Source organism: Pseudochrobactrum albidum (genome assembly GCF_051851455.1).
Lineage (GTDB): Bacteria > Pseudomonadota > Alphaproteobacteria > Rhizobiales > Rhizobiaceae > Pseudochrobactrum.
In genome coordinates this window covers 268,929-290,159 of the sequence record NZ_JBPVTR010000022.1, presented here as the reverse complement: position 1 = coordinate 290,159, position 21,231 = coordinate 268,929, and the positions used below count along the sequence as shown (strand labels likewise).

Annotated in this window: 19 protein-coding genes; 5 read left to right on the top strand and 14 right to left on the bottom strand. The window is 50.8% G+C overall.

The features are described 5' to 3' along the window. Window positions 1-8: 8 nt before the first annotated feature. A complete protein-coding gene (coaD, locus tag ACSTTO_RS08585; RefSeq protein ID WP_439272734.1) occupies window positions 9-503 on the bottom strand; it encodes a pantetheine-phosphate adenylyltransferase in 495 nt (164 codons plus the stop codon). A gap of 297 nt (window positions 504-800) precedes the next feature. On the opposite strand from coaD, the gene ACSTTO_RS08580 reads away from it, so the two are divergent. Continuing rightward, window positions 801-980 carry a hypothetical protein gene (locus ACSTTO_RS08580; RefSeq protein WP_439272733.1) on the top strand — a complete coding sequence of 60 codons (180 nt, stop codon included), beginning with the start codon at window positions 801-803 and terminating at the stop codon, window positions 978-980. 303 nt (window positions 981-1,283) lie between these two features. Here ACSTTO_RS08580 and gyrA read toward each other — a convergent pair whose 3' ends face one another. Then, window positions 1,284-4,007, bottom strand: a complete 2,724-nt coding sequence (gyrA, locus tag ACSTTO_RS08575) for a DNA gyrase subunit A (RefSeq protein ID WP_439272860.1) — start codon at window positions 4,005-4,007, stop codon at window positions 1,284-1,286. Window positions 4,008-4,455: 448 nt separating this feature from the next. Here gyrA and ACSTTO_RS08570 point away from each other — a divergent pair, with 448 nt between their 5' ends. After that, window positions 4,456-5,088, top strand: coding sequence for a MarC family protein (locus ACSTTO_RS08570; RefSeq protein ID WP_439272732.1), 633 nt, complete (start codon window positions 4,456-4,458; stop codon window positions 5,086-5,088). A 116-nt stretch (window positions 5,089-5,204) separates the two neighbouring features. On the opposite strand, the gene ACSTTO_RS08565 is transcribed toward ACSTTO_RS08570, so the two are convergent. Beyond that, window positions 5,205-5,720 (bottom strand): single-stranded DNA-binding protein, encoded by a 516-nt coding sequence (locus tag ACSTTO_RS08565; RefSeq protein WP_439272731.1) that lies wholly within the window; start codon window positions 5,718-5,720, stop codon window positions 5,205-5,207. Between the two features lie 154 nt (window positions 5,721-5,874). After that, window positions 5,875-6,492 carry a 30S ribosomal protein S4 gene (gene rpsD, locus ACSTTO_RS08560; protein ID WP_439272730.1) on the bottom strand — a complete coding sequence of 206 codons (618 nt, stop codon included), beginning with the start codon at window positions 6,490-6,492 and terminating at the stop codon, window positions 5,875-5,877. Window positions 6,493-6,871: 379 nt separating this feature from the next. Between rpsD and ACSTTO_RS08555 the strand changes: the two genes are divergently transcribed. Next, window positions 6,872-7,270, top strand: a complete 399-nt coding sequence (locus ACSTTO_RS08555) for a BspC domain-containing protein (RefSeq protein ID WP_439272729.1) — start codon at window positions 6,872-6,874, stop codon at window positions 7,268-7,270. A 77-nt stretch (window positions 7,271-7,347) separates the two neighbouring features. Here ACSTTO_RS08555 and clpA read toward each other — a convergent pair whose 3' ends face one another. The 3 genes from clpA to sufA form a co-directional block, all read right to left on the bottom strand. Beyond that, on the bottom strand, window positions 7,348-9,798 hold the full coding sequence (clpA, locus tag ACSTTO_RS08550; protein WP_439272728.1) for an ATP-dependent Clp protease ATP-binding subunit ClpA: 2,451 nt from the start codon (window positions 9,796-9,798) through the stop codon (window positions 7,348-7,350). Between the two features lie 6 nt (window positions 9,799-9,804). Continuing rightward, complete coding sequence (gene clpS / locus ACSTTO_RS08545; protein ID WP_439272727.1) at window positions 9,805-10,176, bottom strand: ATP-dependent Clp protease adapter ClpS; 372 nt, start codon at window positions 10,174-10,176, stop codon at window positions 9,805-9,807. 369 nt (window positions 10,177-10,545) lie between these two features. Continuing rightward, the gene (sufA, locus tag ACSTTO_RS08540; RefSeq protein ID WP_439272726.1) at window positions 10,546-10,926 is read right to left on the bottom strand and encodes a Fe-S cluster assembly scaffold SufA; all 381 of its coding nucleotides are present in this window, start codon (window positions 10,924-10,926) and stop codon (window positions 10,546-10,548) included. A 276-nt stretch (window positions 10,927-11,202) separates the two neighbouring features. Between sufA and ACSTTO_RS08535 the strand changes: the two genes are divergently transcribed. Next, complete coding sequence (locus ACSTTO_RS08535; RefSeq protein ID WP_439272725.1) at window positions 11,203-11,991, top strand: hypothetical protein; 789 nt, start codon at window positions 11,203-11,205, stop codon at window positions 11,989-11,991. A gap of 71 nt (window positions 11,992-12,062) precedes the next feature. On the opposite strand, the gene ACSTTO_RS08530 is transcribed toward ACSTTO_RS08535, so the two are convergent. The 6 genes from ACSTTO_RS08530 to ACSTTO_RS08505 form a co-directional block, all read right to left on the bottom strand. Next, window positions 12,063-12,464, bottom strand: coding sequence for an SUF system Fe-S cluster assembly protein (locus tag ACSTTO_RS08530; RefSeq protein WP_439272723.1), 402 nt, complete (start codon window positions 12,462-12,464; stop codon window positions 12,063-12,065). A 5-nt stretch (window positions 12,465-12,469) separates the two neighbouring features. Beyond that, on the bottom strand, window positions 12,470-13,714 hold the full coding sequence (locus ACSTTO_RS08525; protein WP_439272721.1) for a cysteine desulfurase: 1,245 nt from the start codon (window positions 13,712-13,714) through the stop codon (window positions 12,470-12,472). 104 nt (window positions 13,715-13,818) lie between these two features. Then, on the bottom strand, window positions 13,819-15,105 hold the full coding sequence (gene sufD / locus ACSTTO_RS08520; RefSeq protein WP_439272719.1) for a Fe-S cluster assembly protein SufD: 1,287 nt from the start codon (window positions 15,103-15,105) through the stop codon (window positions 13,819-13,821). A 15-nt stretch (window positions 15,106-15,120) separates the two neighbouring features. Then, complete coding sequence (sufC, locus tag ACSTTO_RS08515) at window positions 15,121-15,876, bottom strand: Fe-S cluster assembly ATPase SufC (protein WP_439272718.1); 756 nt, start codon at window positions 15,874-15,876, stop codon at window positions 15,121-15,123. A 90-nt stretch (window positions 15,877-15,966) separates the two neighbouring features. Continuing rightward, window positions 15,967-17,490, bottom strand: coding sequence for a Fe-S cluster assembly protein SufB (gene sufB / locus ACSTTO_RS08510; protein WP_439272716.1), 1,524 nt, complete (start codon window positions 17,488-17,490; stop codon window positions 15,967-15,969). A 235-nt stretch (window positions 17,491-17,725) separates the two neighbouring features. Beyond that, window positions 17,726-18,940 (bottom strand): cysteine desulfurase family protein, encoded by a 1,215-nt coding sequence (locus tag ACSTTO_RS08505; protein WP_439272715.1) that lies wholly within the window; start codon window positions 18,938-18,940, stop codon window positions 17,726-17,728. Between the two features lie 280 nt (window positions 18,941-19,220). On the opposite strand from ACSTTO_RS08505, the gene ACSTTO_RS08500 reads away from it, so the two are divergent. Then, window positions 19,221-19,895, top strand: coding sequence for an alpha/beta hydrolase (locus tag ACSTTO_RS08500; protein ID WP_439272714.1), 675 nt, complete (start codon window positions 19,221-19,223; stop codon window positions 19,893-19,895). Window positions 19,896-19,932: 37 nt separating this feature from the next. Here ACSTTO_RS08500 and ACSTTO_RS08495 read toward each other — a convergent pair whose 3' ends face one another. After that, a complete protein-coding gene (locus tag ACSTTO_RS08495) occupies window positions 19,933-21,069 on the bottom strand; it encodes an anhydro-N-acetylmuramic acid kinase (RefSeq protein WP_439272712.1) in 1,137 nt (378 codons plus the stop codon). Window positions 21,070-21,231 lie beyond the last annotated feature (162 nt).

The window sequence follows — 21,231 nt, the reverse complement described above, 5'->3', positions numbered from 1 at the left end:
GGTGAGATTTATTTTTTGAACTTAGCTGCAAGTGCTTTTGCAACGGCAGGCGGCACGAATGCACTGACATCGCCGCCCATTGCCGCAATCTGGCGCACCAGTGTGGCAGTAATAAAACGCACCGGCGGGGATGCCGGCAAAAACACGGTCTGAATTGCCGGTGCAAGCCCGGCATTCATACCGGCCATATGCATTTCATAGTCAAAATCTGTGGCATCACGCAGCCCGCGCACCATAATGCCTGCTTTATATGCACTGGCTGTCTCCACCACCAATCCGCTGAAGCTGGTATAATCAATACGGCTGTTATCCTTGCCAAACGCCTCTGCCCCCGCCTCCCGCAACAGCGCCACGCGCTCTTCAAAGCTGAAAAGCGGGTTTTTGCCAGGATGTATGCCAATAGCAACAATAACCCGGTCCGCCAGTTGCAACGCGCCGCGCAAAACATCCAGATGGCCATTGGTGGCCGGATCAAATGATCCTGCATAGAGAGCTGTTTTCATAGGCTTTGAATTAATCTTTATAGCAACGGATTTCAATCACCTGAGCATTTTCATTCTCTATAAACAAGTCTGTTCAAGGCCAATTAAACGCAATTTATGCCTTGGACTTACATCAAAAGCATAAATTTACGCCATGCAAAGATGAACGTAACATGAATAGGACACTCAGTAACAATTCACCCCACAGCTTTTATATTGGCTGAAAATCAAATTTATGCGGAGTGTCTGAACGCGGCGGCTTTTATTGTTTTATGCAACTTTTGTCCCGCTTGTGCGTATTATAAGCGAAAGGATAAAATGATGATGCTATTTCTTCTCGCAGTCTCAATGATCATTGCGATGATGTTTGCAACCATTATCCTGATGATCGAAGAAAGCGCCTCCAGGCGGCTGAATGATCAGCAATCCGCTTTTGACCTGCGCACGGTGCGGCGCATTGCCAGCCGCCCCCGCACAAAACATATTACGCATGCCTGAATATGGCCTGCGTAAAATAAATTCCTGATTTTGCCCCAATCAGGCCCGATTAGATACAAAATCCCTCTTTAATGAAGAGGATATATATAGCCGGAACCTCCAGTCCAGGCTCTTGTTAAAAGGCGATGTGAGAAGACATCGCCTTTTTCTTTATCACAGCCTGTTCTTTATCAAAACTGCACTTTATCAATCTTCTGTGGCGCATTTATGCCGCGCTCAATATTGCGCCTGTTGCCCAAATAAATATCCCCCGCAACCGGATAGCCGCGGGGGATATGACCTTAGTGAATCATTAAACAGCGATTATTCTGTTGCGCCTTCTTCCGGCAAATCAGGGGAAGCATCCGCAGTTTCTGCAACCGGTGCATCCTCCTGACCGTCTTCCTCGTCATCAGCTTCCGAAATACGCTCGACTGAAACAACCTTTTCACCATCAGCAGTATTAAAGATTGTTACACCCTTAGTAGAGCGGCCGGCAATCCTTATGCCGTCAACCGGCACGCGGATCAGCTGGCCGCCATCAGATACCAGCAAGATCTGGTCATTCGCCTCAACAGGGAACAAGGCAACAAGTTTGCCGATCTCATCGGTTTTGGAAGTATCGGTTGCACGAATACCCTTGCCGCCACGGCCGGAAATGCGGAATTCATACGATGAGGAACGTTTGCCATAGCCAAATTCACTGACTGTCAGCACAGTCTGCTCACGTGCTTTCAGCTCCTCATAGCGTTCATCATTAAGCTCGGCATCTTCCGCAATTTCCTCGCCGACAACGGTAATATCCTCAACATCATCGGAACCAAGGCTGCGGCGTTCAGCAACAGCGCGCTTAAGATAGGCTGTGCGCTCAGCCGGTGTTGCTTCCACATGCGCCAGAATGGCCATGGAAATAACCTTATCGCCTTCAGCAAGGTTGATACCGCGCACACCAATGGAGTTGCGGCCGGCAAAGACGCGAACATCATCCACACGGAAACGGATACACTGGCCGCCGGCAGCGGTAAGCAGCACATCATCATTTTCCGTACAGGTCTCAACCGAGAGAATTTCATCGCCCTCTTCATCCAGTTTCATCGCAATCTTGCCATTGCGGTTTACCTGAACAAAATCAGACAGCTTGTTACGGCGCACCGTGCCACGCGTTGTGGCAAACATCACATCAAGCTCTGCCCAGCTTGCCTCATCCTCCGGCAATGGCATGATTGTGGTAATACGCTCACCCTGCTGCAAGGGCAGCATATTAATCAATGCCTTGCCGCGGGATTGCGGCGTGCCGACCGGCAGGCGCCAGACCTTTTCCTTATAGACAATACCGCGTGAAGAGAAAAACAGCACCGGCGTGTGTGTATTGGCAACAAACAGGCGGGTAACAAAATCCTCATCCTTGGTTGCCATGCCTGAACGCCCCTTGCCGCCGCGGCGCTGTGCACGATAGGTATTGAGCGGCACACGCTTGATATAACCGGCATGGCTGACAGTCACCACCATATCTTCACGGGCGATGAGGTCTTCATCATCCATTTCAGCGCCGCCAAGGGTCAGTTCAGTACGGCGCGGCGTGGCAAATTCATCGCGCACAGCCGCAAGCTCATCCTTGACAATGCCAAGAATACGCTCACGCGATGCCAAAATATCCAGATAATCGCGAATTTCCTCGCCAATCCTGTACAGTTCGTCGGCGATTTCATCACGCCCCAGCGCTGTCAGGCGTTGCAGGCGCAGTTCAAGAATAGCGCGTGCCTGCTCTTCAGAAAGATTATAGGTATTATCATCATTCAGCACATGGCGCGGATCATCAATCAGGCGGATCAGCGGCGCGATATCCGCCGCAGGCCAGCGGCGCGTCATCAGTTCTTCCCGCGCGGCTGAAGGATCCGGCGCACGACGGATGAGCGCGATCACCTCATCAATATTGGCAACCGCAATGGCCAAACCAACCAAAACATGCGCACGTTCACGCGCCTTGTTCAGCAGGAATTTGGTGCGGCGGCTGACAACCTCCTCACGGAAATGCACAAAGGCACCCAGCACTTCCATCAGCGTCATGAGCTGCGGCTTGCCGCCATTGAGCGCCACCATATTGCAACCAAACGAAGTTTGCAGCGGCGTATAACGATAAAGCTGGTTGAGCACCACATCGGCATTGGCATCGCGCTTGAGCTCAATCACCACGCGGTAACCTTCACGGTCAGATTCGTCACGCAGATCAGAAATGCCCTCAATCCGCTTATCGCGCACCAGTTCGGCCATTTTCTCAATCATGGTCGCTTTATTGACCTGATAGGGAATTTCCGTAATCACAATGGCTTCACGCTCATTGCGCATGGGCTCAATCGCCACGCGGCCGCGCATCAGCACAGAGCCGCGGCCGGTGCTGTAAGCGGAATAAATACCGGAACGGCCGAGAATCAAACCGCCGGTTGGAAAATCCGGCCCCGGAATGATCTCAATCATCTCTTCCAGCGTCATATCCGGATTATCAATCAGTGCGATACAGCCATTGATCACCTCACCCAGATTATGCGGTGGGATATTGGTGGCCATACCAACGGCAATACCGCCGGAACCATTGACCAGCAGGTTAGGATAGCGCGCAGGCAGCACTTTAGGCTCCTGTTCGCGGCCGTCATAATTATCCTGAAAATCAACCGTGTCCTTATCAATATCCTCAAGCAGCACGGAGGATAATTTTTCCAGGCGGCATTCGGTGTAACGCATCGCCGCAGCGCCGTCACCATCAATGGAACCGAAATTGCCCTGCCCGTCCACCAGCGGCTCACGCATGGAGAAATCCTGCGCCATGCGCACCAATGCGTCATAGATCGAAGCATCGCCATGCGGGTGGTATTTACCCATCACCTCGCCGACAACACCGGCAGATTTACGGTAGGAGCGGTTCCAGGCAAGGCCCATCTCATTCATAGCATAGAGAATGCGCCGGTGAACCGGTTTCAGCCCGTCACGAACATCCGGAAGCGCACGGCTGACGATCACACTCATTGCATAATCGAGATATGACCGCTGCATCTCCTCCACAATGGAAATCGGTTCAATGCCATTAGAATCTTCAGAACCGGGCGGCGGAGTAAGGTCTGTCACTATTCAAAAATCTTTCGTTAAAGAATCGATTAGTTTTGATAGATTGCACTCTATCGCATAACATCAAAATCACGAAATTTCGACTGTTTCCAAGTGCCATTCATACACATCAAATCGTGTTAAATCACCAGTTTTAAAATCTGTACAGCAGAATAAACGGTAATTTTGCTTTTCTATGTGCCGGCACAGCAAAACAGAGCGATAATCTGCACCAAGATCAGTATCTGTCTTAAAAACAGTTCATATGCCTTTGCATTGTCTTGCACATTCACAATAAAGGCAGGCATACTATGCCATATCAAAAAATTTTCGGCACAAGCAGCCCGGCATTTATAACAATAAGAATCTGAACGGGAAAACCGGAGCGGAATTATATATGAGTTTTTTTGACAATCTTTTCAGCGCCTTTGTTACATTACTTGTCACTATTGATCCGCCCGGGCTTGCGCCGCTGTTTTTGGCAGTCACCACGGGCATGGACCGGCGCGAACGCGCGCAGGTTGCCAAGCGCGCCAGTATTATCGGTTTTATTATCCTTGCTCTTTTTGCCATTGCCGGCGCACAAATTCTGATGATGTTCGGCATTACGCTTGGCGCTTTTCGCGTGGCGGGCGGCCTGCTTCTGTTCTGGATTGCCTTTGAAATGATTTTTGAGCGCCGTCAGGAGCGCCATGAAAAAAGCGCCACGGTTGCAATCACTAAAGATCATATCCGCAATGTTGCAGCTTTTCCGCTGGCCATTCCGCTGATTGCAGGCCCCGGCGCCATCTCGGCAACGGTACTGCTTGGCGGAACATTTCCCACAATCAGCACCCGCCTTGCCCTGCTTGGCATTCTGCTCGCCTGTATCCTCATTTCCTATATTGTGTTTTTGCTGGCTGAGCGCGTTGATCGCTTTTTAGGAGAAACAGGCCGCTCCATCCTCACCCGTCTGCTCGGCGTGATCCTTGCCGCGCTTGCGGTGCAATTTGTGGCAGATGGCGTACGCTCACTGGTTGGCAGCGCCTGAAAGGTTAAAAAGCCCGCAACCTGAACTGATGCGGGCTTTATCTCACTATATAAATCTGCAAACAAAGTGCCGGCAAATCAGCAATCTGCCATCAGGCCGGCAATCTCATACAATCCTTAAAACGGAATATCATCATCCAGATCATGGGAGAAACCGCCGGACTGCTGTTGCGGGCTTGTACGGCCAAAATCATTGCTGCTGCCATAATCGCCGCCGCGTGATGAGCCGCCTTCAAAACTGCCGCGTGATGAACCGCCTTCAAAACGGCTGCCACCCTCGCCGCGGCTATCAAGCATTTGCAGCTCACCGCGAAATTTTTGCAGCACCACTTCCGTTGTATAACGGTCATTCCCGTTCTGATCCTGCCATTTACGGGTTTGCAACTGCCCCTCAATATAAACCTTGGCGCCTTTTTTAAGATATTGCTCGGCAATCTTGGCCAGATTTTCATTGAAAATCACAACACTGTGCCATTCGGTTCTGTCCTTGCGCTCACCTGTCTGGCGGTCGCGCCAGCTTTCCGATGTTGCAATACGCAGATTTGCAACCGGCTCGCCGGAATTCAGGCGCCGGATTTCAGGATCCGCACCAAGATTGCCGACAAGAATAACTTTATTAACTGAGCCTGCCATAGATCTGCACTCCGCATTTTTCAATATTTTACGCTACCATACAGAAGCATGGCAAACTATGCCTGCCTGCATAGAATTTTCCACAACAAAAAAGCCGCCGCGATAATTCGCAGCGGCTATATTGCCTATAGCGGTAACACCGCCATACTCCGGATTAACGGGAGTAATATTCAACAACCAGATTTGGCTCCATCTGAACGGCATATGGCACATCAGACAGGGAAGGAACACGGCTGTAGGTTGCGGTCATCTTATTGTGGTCTGCCACGATATAATCCGGCACATCACGCTCTGCGAGCTGAACAGCTTCCAGAACAATAACCAGCTGCTTCGACTTTTCACGAACTTCAACAACATCACCGGCCTTGAGGCGGTAAGACTGAATATTAACGCGACGACCATTCACATTAACATGGCCGTGGTTGATAAACTGACGGGCAGCAAAAATGGTTGGCACGAATTTTGCGCGGTAAACAACTGCATCCAGACGGCTTTCCAGCAGACCGATCAGGTTTTCACCGGTATCACCCTTGCGGCGTGCAGCTTCCTCGTAAGTTTTACGGAACTGCTTTTCAGAAATATCGCCATAGAAGCCTTTCAGCTTCTGCTTTGCACGCAGCTGAATAGCAAAGTCAGACAATTTGCCCTTGCGGCGCTGACCATGCTGACCAGGGCCATATTCACGGCGATTAACCGGGGATTTAGGGCGACCCCAGATATTTTCGCCAAGACGGCGGTCAATTTTATATTTGGAAGATTCGCGCTTACTCATCGCATTTCCCTTAAAATAAATGTTAGCCGCATGGCAGCCTCTCCGCCATGCTGAAGGAAACGCGCCCTCCTCTGCCTTTCTTTTCAGAAAGACTGACAGAATAATGCTACAGCGAAAGCCGCAATTATTCACGGGACACGTCAACAGACGCAGGGAATCCGGCAGGATGCCCCGAAATCATGGGCGGCTTTTAAGGAGTGAAGGCATGTCTTGTCAAGCCCCGCTATATAAGTTGCCCGCATTTCATCGCTCCGGCACAAAAATCCGGCGCAATATTATACAAAACATAATAGTTTCACGCTTTTTCAACATTGTTCAGGCTGAAATTGCCCATAATCCGATGCTAAAAACACCTATAGCTAACAAACAGGAATTTTTCATGTTAAAAACAACCTATAAAAGTTCAGCTGTATTTTTTATGCTCCTTGGTCTTTCCACCCTTGCAGCTGCTGAGACATTGCCAAAGCAAAGCCCTGATTTCAAAGCCAATTATAAAATTGCCATCAATGATAACAAGGCTGCACCGGCGGTTGCGCTCTGTTCAGCAACCACACATGACCTGACCAGAAACAAAACCTATAAATATGACCGGTTTGGTTTTACTCAGGGAGATTATGACGCGGTAAAAACCAGCCGCAACGCCAATGGCACCACCACTGTCAAACTAAGCGGTGAGGCACGCCAACGCAGTGGTGACACAGGATGGGATTCCGTTACGGTTGAATGCACTGTCAGCAAAAACAAGGTGCGCTCCATTTCCGTAAGTCTCAAAAAATAAGGTTGACGCATCATAAAAAATAACGGCGCTCTATGTTGAGCGCCGTTATTTTGCAAATTTAATTTTAAAACCACGCTTTATTCTTTATTGCGCGGCACTTTTGGCACGGATGCCGATTTGCGCTTTGGCTCTGCCGCCGCCGAACCGGCTCCGGCCGTAACCTTGACCGGCCTGTTGTCAGTTTTTGCTGTTTCTTCCGCTTCGTCTTCCGTTTTTTCCTTCTGCGGTTTCACCGGTCTGGCCTTCACCACATCCAGCACCAGACCAGTTTTTCCATCCGGTTTTTCGCCGGTTGTGACTTTTACCGTACCGCCATGTTTAAGCTTGCCAAACAGCAATTCATCAGCCAGCGGCTTTTTGATATATTCCTGAATAACACGCGCCAGAGGTCGAGCGCCCATACGCTCATCATAGCCTTTATCGGCCAGCCAACTGATTGATTTTTTATCCAGTTCAAAAGTCACGCCGCGGTCGGCCAACTGGGCTTCCAGTTGCATGATAAATTTCTGCACCACTTTGTGAATAACCGGTACCGGCAACGGACCAAACGGAATAATCGCATCCAGACGGTTGCGGAATTCCGGCGTGAACAGACGATTGATTGCCTCCATATCATCGCCCTCGCGGCGGGCGGAGCCAAAACCAATCGCAGCCTTTGCCATATCTGCCGCACCCGCATTGGTTGTCATAATCAGAATAACATTGCGGAAATCAATCTGCTTGCCATTATGATCTGTCAGGCGGCCATGATCCATCACCTGCAACAAAATATTGAACAAATCCGGGTGGGCTTTTTCAATTTCATCGAGCAGCAACACGCAATGCGGATGCTGGTCAACACCATCGGTCAAAAGACCGCCCTGTTCAAAACCAACATAACCCGGAGGTGCGCCAATCAGACGGGAGACAGTATGGCGCTCCATATATTCCGACATATCAAAGCGCAGCAACTGCACGCCCAGAGTGCTGGCAAGCTGTCGCGCAACCTCTGTCTTGCCCACGCCTGTCGGCCCTGAAAACAGATAAGAGCCAATCGGCTTATCCGGCTCACGCAGCCCCGCACGCGCCAGCTTGATCGCAGAGCTGAGTGCTTCAATCGCCAGTTCCTGCCCATAGACCACCCGTTTGAGATCCTTTTCCAGGCTGGCAAGCACCTGCTCATCATCCTTGGAAACTGATTTTGGCGGAATACGCGCCATTGTGGCAATGGTTGCCTCAATCTCCTTAACGCCAATTACCTTTTTGCGCTTATCCTCCGGCAGCAGCATCTGGGCTGCTCCGCTTTCGTCCACCACATCAATTGCCTTATCCGGCAATTTACGGTCGGTAATGTAGCGGGCAGAAAGCTCCACCGCAGCGGTCAGAGCATCATTGGAGAACTTCACTTTATGGAAGTCTTCAAAATAAGGTTTGAGCCCGCGCATAATCTCAATAGCATCGGGAATACTTGGTTCTGCCACGTCGATTTTTTGAAAGCGGCGCACAAGCGCCCTGTCCTTTTCAAAAAACTGGCGGAACTCTTTATAGGTTGTAGAGCCGATGCAGCGGATCTGCCCTGAAGACAAGGCAGGCTTTAACAAATTGGAGGCATCCATCGAGCCGCCCGATGTGGCGCCTGCACCGATTACAGTGTGAATTTCATCAATGAACAACACGGCGCCCGGATATTCTTCCAGCTCTTTGACAACTTGTTTCAGCCGCTCTTCAAAATCGCCGCGATAACGGGTGCCAGCAAGCAGACTGCCCATATCCAGCGAAAAGATCGTGTCATTGCGCAACACTTCCGGCACATCGCCATCCACAATGCGCTTGGCGAGCCCCTCAGCAATCGCGGTTTTACCCACGCCCGGATCCCCCACATAAAGCGGGTTATTCTTGGAGCGGCGGCACAGAACCTGAATGGTGCGGTTAATCTCGCTGTCCCGTCCGATCAGCCGGTCAATCTTGCCGGCACGTGCTTTTTCGTTAAGATTGACACAATAGGCCGTCAGCGCATCAATTTTTTTCTTGCTGTTTTCTTCATTTTCCGGCGCCGCCGTTTCATCGGCCTCATGCGCCTTGCCTGTTGCCAGATCATCACCGGCACCGGGACGTTTGGAAATACCATGCGAAATATAATTAACGGCATCATAGCGCGTCATCTGCTGTTCCTGCAGGAAATAGGCCGCATGGCTTTCCCGCTCGGCAAAAATTGCCACCAGCACATTTGCGCCGGTCACCTCATCGCGGTTGGATGACTGCACATGGATAACCGAGCGTTGGATCACCCGCTGAAAAGCAGCCGTCGGCTTGGAATCCTCATCATAACCGGTCACCAGATTATCCAGCTCGCGGTCAATATAATCGGTCACGGTTTTTCTGAGCTGTGCAATATCCACATTGCAGGCGCGCATCACCGCACCGGCATCGCGGTCATCAATCAACGCCAGCAAAAGATGCTCAAGCGTTGCATATTCATGGTGACGCTCATTGGCGATGGTCAGCGCCTGATGAAGAGCTTTTTCTAGGCTTTGGGAGAATGTTGGCATAGTACCTCACTTTTTCTCCATCACGCATTGCAGCGGATGCTGATGTTGACGGGCGAAATCCATCACCTGTGTTACTTTAGTTTCTGCTACTTCATATGTATAGATACCGCACTCACCGACCCCGTGATTATGAACATGCAGCATAATGCGTGTCGCATCCTCACGGTTCTTCTGAAAAAATCTCTCCAGTACATGAATGACGAAATCCATCGGGGTGTAATCGTCATTCAGCAACAGGACGCGGTACAGGCTCGGCCGTTTCAGGCGGGTTTTTGTCCGCGTAATAACAGCTGTACCATTTCCGGTTCCCTGATGATCACCTTCACCCTCTTCCCCTGCAGAAAGCCTGGCTTTTATAAAATGATCTGCTGCCCACATTCCCGATCACATCCGTCCTGATCTCATTGGTATTTCTCAAATTCTGAAGCGCAGCTTCTGCCGCAGCTTGCAGATTATTATGTAGGTTGAAACGCGGCAATGTTAAGCCCCGCAAATAAATAAGCTGACAGGTTCATTTCCGCGCCTCCGTTTTGACAGAGTATAACGCCTGCAACAAAAAGCCAGCAGCAAAAAATGAATTAATTCCAAAAAGTTCAGCCCCTCACGCGCCCGCACAGAAAGAAAACGCAATTCGGCAGCTATCCGCAATAATACGGTTCTAATCATATAAAAACCCCGAAATCCGGCTTTGGTCGGCTATCGGGGTGATTATAGTGATTTTTCAGCTTGTTACGTAAATAACTGAAATCAGGCCGCACGATGCGCCGCATCGAGCGCCTCCTGTGAAACCGGCGTCAGTTCAACCGATTCACCACAGCCGCAGGCCGAAGACTGATTGGGATTATTGAAGACAAAGCCGGTTCGCAGTGTTGTCACTTCAAAATCCATTTGTGTGCCAAGCAGGAACAAAGCCGCCTCCGGCGCGACATAAACCTTTGCCCCGTCCCGCTCAACCAGATCATCCGCGGCATTAGGCTCTGTTACCAGTGCGACTGTATATTCCATTCCGGCGCAACCGCCTTTTTTAACCCCTACGCGAATCCCCGCAGCATCCTCATGTTCTGCCAGAATTTCACGCACCCGTTCCACAGCGGCATCCGTCAGGGTTATTACGGCAAAGCGTCCCATAAATTCTCTCACTTGTATCTGTTACACGGTTCAAGGCCGTGTAGTTTCAACATATTAGAACATTATAACGGCCGGTATAAATTTTCTTCAAAAAAGCTTTCAACCAGCTGTCATATTCTTCCTATCTAGTCTTGCACAATCCGCTCTGCAAGTAAACTCGGTGAAACGGCGCTTAAAATTGCCATTTTCTGTTTGCACTCTTAACCGCAGAAGCGGCATCATCATACCTTCTGATGCACTGCACTGACTTCCTGTTTAAACCAAGCGGAGATTTAAATGACTATCCATATTTCCCGTCATAACCCCGCCCCGCCCACTGCTATTGCCCGCGCGATCAGCCACAAACAGCAACAGCGCCTCATACTGATGCGCCTTATGGCAACCACCCTTATCAGTGCTGCCCTTCTCAGCGGCAGTGTCTTTTATGCAAGGGCAGAAAATGCAACGCCCGTTAAAACCGCAAGCCAGCAGAAAGTAAAACCGGAAGCACTGAAAAAAGCAGGAGAAGCTGCCACCAAAGATTCAGAGGAAGAGAAGCTCAAGGCTGAAAAAGCCAAAGCCGGTTCTGAAAAAAACGATGCTGTAGTGAAAAAGCCGGAGACCGTTGCACCGGAAGCCACCAAAGAGGCCGCTGAAGGCTTGCTTATCCCCGATTATCAGGATGATCGCAGCACACCGCAAAAGTTGCTGGAATCCTATTATAATGCGATTAACCGCAAGGAATATGCCCGCGCTTACAGCTATTATGCCAAAGGCCAGCAAGGCGATGATTTTGAAAAATATGCCAAGGGCTATGCCAACACCCAGTCTGTCAATATAAAACTGGGTGAAAGCCAGCCCGATCCCGGTGCCGGCCAGATCTACTGGTCTGTGCCGATTGCCATTGAAGCCAAGCTGGAAAACGGCAAATCGCAGGTTTATACCGGTTGCTACACGGTGAGCATGAGCAACCCTGCCATGCAGGCCGAGCCGCCATTCAAGCCCATGGCCATTATGGCCGGCACCTTATCCAAATCACCGCTATCGCTTGAAAAAAGCGTACCGGAGGAATGCGGCGCTCCGTAAATTCCGTTTTTTTAAAACAAGGCATTTGCAGAGCATTCAGTTTTTTTAAAAAAAAGCTGAATGCTCTGCAATCAATACCAGCCCACAGCAACCTGCGCTTCTTCAGACATGCGATCCGGTGTCCATGGCGGATCAAATGTCATGGTCACCTCCACATGGGAGACCCCCTCAACCGCGCCAACGGCATTTTCCACCCAGCCCGGCATTTCACCTGCAACAGGGCAGCCCGGTGCTGTTAGTGTCATATCAATTTTGACCGTGCGGTCATCTTCAATATCCACTTTATAAATCAGGCCAAGCTCATAAATATCTGCCGGAATTTCCGGATCATAGACAGTTTTAAGTGCGGCAATAATATCATCCGTCAGGCGCAGCAACTCCTCTTCAGGAATTGCGGAGGCGGAAAACACCTTCGAAACGCCGTTTTCTTCATCCGGTGCAGCGTCCGGCTGCGTATGCTGTTTGGTATCCATTCTTTTCATCCAAAAAACTGTCGTGCCTTCTCAAGCGCAGCCACCAGGGCATCCACTTCCGAGCGGGTATTATACATGCCAAATGAGGCGCGGCAGGTTGATGTTACCCCGAAACGCTGCAGCAGGGGCTGGGCGCAATGAGTGCCCGCACGCACCGCAATGCCGGAACGGTCAATCAATGTTGAAATATCATGCGCATGAACGCCCGCCATCTCAAAGGCAATAATCGCCCCCTTATCCGGCGCATTGCCGATAATGCGCAGCGAATTTATACCCGCAAGCGCCTGATGTGCATAGCTGCGCAAATCGGCCTCATGCGCCGCAATTTTCTCACGCCCGATGCTGTTTATATAGTCAAGCGCCACGCCCAGCCCAATAGCCTGCACAATTGGCGGTGTGCCGGCCTCAAAACGATGCGGCGGATGATTATAGGTCACATGTTCAAGTGTCACCTCTTCAATCATTTCACCCCCGCCCATAAAGGGGCGCATTTCATCCAGCATTTCCATGCGGCCGTAAAGCACGCCGATACCGGAGGGACCATAGAGCTTGTGACCGGTCATAATATACCAGTCACAACCAAGATCGCGCACATCAACCGGCATATGCACAGCCCCTTGCGAGCCATCCACCAGCACCGGAATGCCACGGGCATGGGCAAGTTCCACGATTTTTTTAATCGGCAGAACCGTACCGGTTACATTGGACATATGAGTGAGCGCAATCAGTCTGGTTTTTGGCGTAATGCATTTTTCAAATTCATCGAGATGAAAAACGCCTTCATCATCCACCGGCGCAAAAACCAGTTTGGCTCCCTGCCGCTCACGGATAAAATGCCACGGCACAATATTGGAGTGATGCTCCAGAACAGAGAGCAGAATTTCATCGCCCTCGCCGATTTTGGGCATCGCATAGCCATAGGCAACCGTATTGATTGCTTCTGTGGCTGACTTGGTAAAAACCACCTCATCAACCGAGGCGGCATTGATGAAACTGCGCACCTTCTCACGTGCGCGCTCATAGGCATCGGTTGCCGCATTGGAGAGAAAATGCAGGCCGCGATGCACATTGGCATATTCATTGGCATAGGCATGGGTCACAGCATCAATAACCGCCTGCGGTTTCTGCGCTGATGCACCATTGTCAAGATAAATCAGCGGTTTGCCATATACCTCACGCGAGAGGATAGGAAAATCACGACGGATCGCCTCAACATCATAATTTGGCAGGACAGACAGTGATTGATTCATAGCTAAATCCTTGAACGGCCGTTTAAAAGCGGGGTCAAATACCCCGCTTTTTGATTTCGGCATCAAAAAGCGCCTATTTGCAACAAAGCATAGCGCCTTTTGGATCAGGCGTGTTTTTCAAGCCAGATTTGCAGAACATCTTCAAGCTTTTCAACGAGTTCTTCGTTTTCCAGCTCTTCAATCACTTCCGCAATAAACGCCTTGATCAGCAGACCGCGCGCTTCATTTTCAGGAATACCGCGCGCCATAAGATAGAAAAGATGCGATTTTTCAATCTCACGCACTGTAGCGCCATGGCCGCAGGCTACGTCATCAGCAAAAATTTCCAGCTCAGGCTTGGCAGAAAACTCAGCATCATCCGATAAAAGCAGCGAGTTACAGGCCATTTTCGCATCGGTTTTCTGGGCTACTTGCGCAACGCGGATCATACCCTGAAACACGCCGCGCGCCTTGTCGGTCACCACATTGCGCACAATTTCCGTGGAGGTGGTGTTTTCCACCAGATGACCGACATTCATTGTCACATCGGTCATTGTATCCCCGCCAAGCAGGTTCAGGCCGCGCAGCTGGAAATCAGAGCCTTTGCCCTTCACATCCACATTTACTTCCTGACGCACCAGCTTGCCGCCGGCATTCATTACAAACAGGATCAGCCTGGAATTTTCGCCAAGCGTCACATTAATCTGTGAAAGCTGTGTCGAAAGTTGTGTATGTTCACGCAGGATCACCCAGACAATCTCTGAATTATCAGCAATAGACACATGGCTCACACTGGTGGCAAAGGTCTCGCCCTCGCCGCCGAGCTGACGCTCAATGATTGTTGCCTTAACATCAGAGCCGATACGCACCGGGAACCGCACATGCGATTGGCCGGAAGGCTGCAGATTCTGCAGTTCAATAGCATGATCAGGCGCAGCGCCATCTGCAATCAACAATGCAAAACCATCGCTCACATAGGCTGCATTGATCTGGCCGATTGCATCATCATAGCCGCGGGTTTTCAGCGTATGGGCAGCAATACCCTCGCCTAAAACATCGCGAACCGCCTCAATGCGCACATTTTCTATCTTGGCAGGTTTTTGCGCAACACCATTAACAACGGTCAACACATGCGCGTGATCCAGAAGCGGCGCCACCGGTTTTGCACGCACATTTGCATCAAATGGCGCAACAGAGCGCAGCAATGTGCGCATATCCGTATAATGCCAGCTTTCAATACGACGCCCGGGCAGACCATTGACCTTCAATGCTTCAAGCGCGTCATCACGGGCACTGAGAACTTCCGTATTGCCCGGCAAATCCGCCGCGCGGCCGGCAAATGCATCAATCAATGCGGTTTCAGCCGGTGTTCTGACCTTGGCCACCTGTGGTTTTGGAGAAAGGACATTCATAACCATCCTCCCCCGTCAAGCAGCTGCGCCGATAATTTCAGCGTAACCATTTTCCTCCAGATGCAGTGCAAGGCTCTTGTCGCCGGATTTAATCACCTGCCCTTTATAGAGAACATGAACACTGTCAGGCACAATATATTCAAGCAGACGCTGATAATGCGTGATCACAATCACAGCCCGATCAGGTGAACGCAGGGCATTCACACCATCGGCAACAATCTTGAGCGCATCAATATCCAGCCCTGAATCGGTTTCATCAAGCACGCAAAGCGATGGCTCCAGCAATTGCATCTGCAAAATTTCCGCGCGCTTCTTCTCGCCGCCGGAAAAGCCGACATTGAGCGGGCGCTTCAACATGGCCATATCCATATTCAGGCCGCCGGCTGCTTCTTTCACACGGCGCAGCAATTCAGGAATTTTCAGCTCTTCTTCCCCGCGCGCCTTGCGCTGGGCATTCATTGCAACCTTGAGAAACTCCATCGTGGCAACGCCCGGAATTTCCAGCGGATACTGAAATGCAAGGAAAATGCCCTTAGCGGCACGCTCTGCCGGATCCAGCTCCAGAATGCTTTCGCCATTATAGAGAATATCGCCTTCCGTCACTTCATAATCATCACGACCGGCGAGAATATAGGACAAGGTAGACTTGCCAGAACCATTAGGCCCCATAATCGCAGCCACTTCACCGGCTTTTACGGTGAGGTTTAAACCGCGAATGATTTCCGTATCCGTATCAGCGATTTTTGCGTGCAGATTGATAATTTCTAACATGAATATAACCTTTTATACCGGATCACGCAGGATCCGAAAAATTCTGTTGAGATTGATTAAAAGGGCGCTGTTCCGTCTCCGCCTGTGCCTTTAACCAACCGATCCCTCAAGTGAGATGCCGATAAGCTTCTGGGCTTCCACGGCAAATTCCATCGGCAATTCCTGAATCACATCCTTAACAAAGCCATTGACAATCAGCGCAATCGCCTCTTCCTCCGGAATACCGCGCTGCATCACATAAAACAGCTGATCTTCAGAGATTTTTGAAGTGGTTGCTTCATGCTCAAACTGTGCCGTTGCATTTTTCGCCTCAATATAAGGCACTGTATGCGCGCCGCAGTCATTGCCGATCAACAGGCTGTCACATTGGGTGAAATTGCGGGCATTGGTAGCCTTGCGATGGGCAGAGACCTGGCCGCGATAGGTGTTGTTGGAGCGCCCTGCTGAAATACCCTTGGAGATAATGCGGCTTGAAGTATTTTTGCCAAGATGAATCATCTTGGTGCCACTATCAATCTGCTGATGGCCATTGGAAACAGCAATCGAATAGAATTCGCCGCGGGAATTATCGCCACGCAAAATGCAGGACGGATATTTCCACGTAATTGCCGAGCCGGTTTCCACCTGCGTCCAGGAAATTTTGGAGTTTTTGCCACGGCAATCACCGCGCTTGGTCACGAAATTATAAATCCCGCCCTTGCCGTCCTTATCGCCCGGATACCAGTTCTGAACGGTGGAATATTTAATCTCCGCATCATCAAGCGCAATCAATTCAACAACGGCTGCATGAAGCTGATTATCATCACGCTGCGGCGCTGTGCAACCTTCCAGATAGGATACATAGGCACCCTCTTCGGCAATGATCAATGTGCGCTCAAACTGGCCGGTATCTTTCTCATTAATGCGGAAATAAGTTGACAATTCCATCGGGCAGCGTACGCCCTTTGGCACATAGACAAATGATCCATCCGTGAAAACCGCTGAATTCAATGTCGCGTAATAATTGTCGGAAACCGGCACAACACTTGCCAGATACTTCTTTACAATATCCGGATATTCACGAATTGCCTCAGAAATCGAGCAAAAAATAACGCCGGCTTTGGCAAGCTCTTCCTTGAAAGTGGTGACAACAGAAACACTGTCAAACACCGCATCAACAGCCACACGGCCGGAAGCATAGACATTATCTGCCGGATTGCCGTCAATCTCGCTCGGCTCGCCCTGTTTGCGCACACCGGCCAGAATTTCCTGCTCACGCAAAGGAATGCCGAGTTTCTCATATGTGCGCAGCAATTCCGGATCAACTTCATCCAGAGACTTAGGTCCGGTCTGGTTTTTTGGCGCTGCAAAATAGCGAATATCCTGAAAATCAATTTCCGGATAATCAACGCGCGCCCATTTCGGCTCTTCCATAGTGAGCCAGCGGCGATAGGCGTCAAGACGCCATTCCAGCATCCATTCCGGCTCAGCTTTTTTTGCAGAAATGAAACGGATAATATCTTCATTCAACCCCTTCGGGGCTTTATCCATCTCAATGGTTGTTTCAAAACCATATTTATACTGATCCACGTCAAGCGTGGCGACCTGATCGATCGTCTCCTGCACTGCAGGCATATTCGTTCTCCATCCTGGTCAGGGTCAAGGCCCGACAGTTAAAAACGCTATGTCAGCAAAATTTTGCTGCCATAAACATATAATGCGCACTATTGCGCTGTGAAAGTGCGCCAGTGGCTCTTTTTTTCAGACCGGCATCACTTTCACCTGCCATTCCGCCCGGTTTGCAACACATTATTGTGTGCTCTTTGCTGCCCGCCCTCCGGACAGAATGTTAATTTCAAGAGCCGCCCGTTCAGGCAGCGCTTTTTCCTGCTGAATCCCCGGCTTGCCGGCGCGTCTGATCACGCCGCTTCACAAGGCCTGCAAAAATCTTCAGGAATTCTTCAGCGTCCTGCAATGTTGCCGATCTTTCAGTGGAAATCCGCAGCGCACCGCATTCATCATCATAACCCATGGCAGCCAGCACATGGCTTGGCCCCACCTTGCCGGATGAACAGGCAGAACCGGCAGAAAGCGCAATCCCGCCAAGATCAAACGCAATCTGCATTGTCTCGGCCTTCATGCCGGGCAAAGAGATAAAACTGGTATTAGGCAGGCGTTCCACCGCTGCGCCATGCACAATCACATCATCAGCAAGTTTGCGCACGCCCTCCTCAATGGCTGTGCGCACCACATCCGGCCAAAAAGGCTGATTGCTGCCATCTGCTGCACTTGCAGCCTGCGCCTGCAACGCCGCCTGCGCGGCAGCGCCAAAACCGGCAATCAGCGGCAATGCCTCCGTACCGGCACGATGGCCCTTCTCCTGCCCGCCGCCACGCATCAATGCCGAAGGCATAACCAGATCAGACACTGCAACAACAGCACCGGCACCTTTGGGCCCGCCTATCTTGTGCGAGGAAATAATTAAATAATCAGCTAATGCTTTTGTAATATCAACAGGAATACGCCCTGCCGCCTGCACGGCATCAACAATAAACAGGCCACCGGCCAGTTTAACCAGCGCGCCAATTTTCTCCACCGGCTGAATAATGCCGGTCTCATTATTTGCCCATTGCACGGCAACAAGCGGCAAACCTTTTGATTTATCATGGGCGTTTAATGCCTGTTCCAGCACCTGCAGATCTGCAAGACCCTGACGATCCACCGGCAGCACAGTGATATTTTGCGCATCAAAACGCCCGCCGGATAACATACACGGATGCTCGGTTGCTGAAACATAAAGATGCGACAGGCGCAAATCCGAGCGCCCCATTTTGTAACATGGCGTCAGCAGCGTATTGGCCGCCTCTGTAGCGCCGGAAGTGAAAAACACATGTTCCGGCTTTGCATTGCAAAGTGCCGCCACATCGCGGCGCGCCGCTTCAATCAAAGCCCGCGCCGCACGCCCCTCCTGATGCACGGAAGAGGGATTGCCCGCAATCTGCAAAGCCGCAATCACAGCCTCACGCGCCGCTTCACACAGCGGTGCGCTGGCATTATAATCAAAATACAGACGCGACTTAGCCATTGCAGACTCTTTCACAAAGCACCATATTTGCGTTAAAAGCGCAATTATCTTGAAATTTCAGGCCTGAGCAGCCTATTAAGCTGCATGAGTGTTTTTTACACCCTCCAGTTTTGAAAGATTCTAAAAACGGTTTTAGGATTTATGAGCGAAACAGTCAAGGATTTGCTCATCTTTTCTGCCGTAAAAACATAGCCTGCAGAAGGTTATGATATAAACAGGAACACAGAGGCGCTGCACGAGCCATCCGGCCGGGCACGCCGGCGGTTATAGCGGAGTATATATGCCAGAAGTTATCTTTAACGGCCCTGCGGGGCGCCTTGAGGGGCGCTATCAGCCTTCAAGTGAAAAAAATGCACCAATCGCCATCATCCTGCATCCGCATCCGCAATTTGGCGGCACCATGAATAACAAGATCGTCTATGATCTGTTTTACATGTTCCAGAGCCGCAATTTCACCACGCTGCGTTTTAATTTCCGCGGCATCGGCCGCAGTCAGGGCGAATTTGACCACGGCACAGGTGAGTTATCGGATGCTGCCAGTGCGCTGGACTGGGTGCAATCCCTGCATCCTGATTCTAAAAATTGTTGGGTTGCCGGCTATTCCTTCGGCGCGTGGATCGGCATGCAACTTTTGATGCGCCGGCCTGAAATTGAAGGATTTATTTCAATCGCGCCGCAACCAAATACATATGATTTCTCATTCCTTGCACCCTGCCCTTCATCCGGCCTTATTATTCATGGCGATCAGGATAAAGTAGCCCCGCCAAAGGATGTGCAAATTCTGGTTGACAAGCTGAAAACCCAAAAAGGCATCACCATCACCCAGAATATCATGGAAGGCGCCAATCACTTTTTCTCCGGCATGGGGGATCAGTTGATTGCGGAATGTTCAGAATATCTCGACCGCCGTTTGATGGGGGAACTGGCAGAAGTTCGCCAGAAGCGCCTGCGCTGATATAACATCTCAAGACCGGCTCACGGCCGGTCTTTTTTTATGCCTTCACCAAAACACCGCCGCTTACCGGCTGCCTGCAACCGGTTGTTGTGGGGTAGGTCAGCGGCAGATTTTTAAGGCTGCGCACAGCAAGATAGCCCCAGGCTTCCGCCTCCATGGAATCGCCATCAAGCCCCGCCTCATCTGCATCAATCACCACTGCGCCGCCGGTTGCAGCCAGATTTTTCAGTTCTGTCATAATGGCTGCATTTTTACGCCCGCCGCCGCTTACCACATAAGTCCGTGGTTTTTGCGGCAGATATGCGGCTGAACGCACAATGGAAGCCGCCGCCACATAAGCCAGTGTGCGGGCACCGTCAGCAACCGAGACACTGTTTTTCTCCGGTATGGTAAAATCTCCGCGATCCAGTGAACGGCGCTGATTTCCGGTAAAAAACACATGATCAAGATAATGCGCTGCCAGTGCCGCATTTGTCTGCCCTGTCATCGCCACTGCACCACCGGCATCAAAATGCCCCAGCTCGTGCAGTTCCATCCACTGGTCAATCAGCATATTGCCGGGGCCGCTGTCAAAAGCTGCCAGCCGCCCCTCCTCATCAATATAAGTGAGATTGGAAATACCGCCAATATTGACAAGAACCACAGGCATTTGAACCACGGGCATTTGCGGTTTTTCAGGCAGATTATATGCCAAAGCGGCATGATAGGCCGGAATAAGAGGCGCACCCTGACCGCCATAGCGCATATCCTGTGCCCGCATATCATAAACCACATCTATTCCGGTTTCGCGCGCCAGCAATGCACCGTCGCCAATCTGCACCGTCAGCGCCTCATCGGGGCGGTGCAGCACTGTCTGCCCGTGAAAGCCGATCACATCCACATCTTGCGCCTGCAAGCCATTGGCAAAGAGAAAATCCTGCACAGCCACCGCATGGAGCAATGTCAGGTCATGCTCCAGTTGTTTAAGAATGCCATTGCGCTCATCGCGCTGCGTGATGGCGCGCGCATCCGTAAGCCCTTGTTGCAAACGGGCGCGAAAAGCCCCGGAATAAGCCATATTGCCGGAACCAAGCCGCTCAACAAACCTCTCACCATCTGTGCGGATCAGCGCCAGATCAATACCATCCATAGAGGTACCGCTCATCAATCCGACGGCGTGATATAATGCAGTCATTTTTATTTTCCGTTTCCAGCATTTTGCATTTTAACCGCGCGGCAGAGGCCAACAGGTTACATAAAGCACACAAATGGCACAAAATGGCAGCAATTTACGCTAAAATCATCTTTTGCCCTGCATTACCTTTATTGTGATTTGCCCTGCAATAATGTTAAAGGC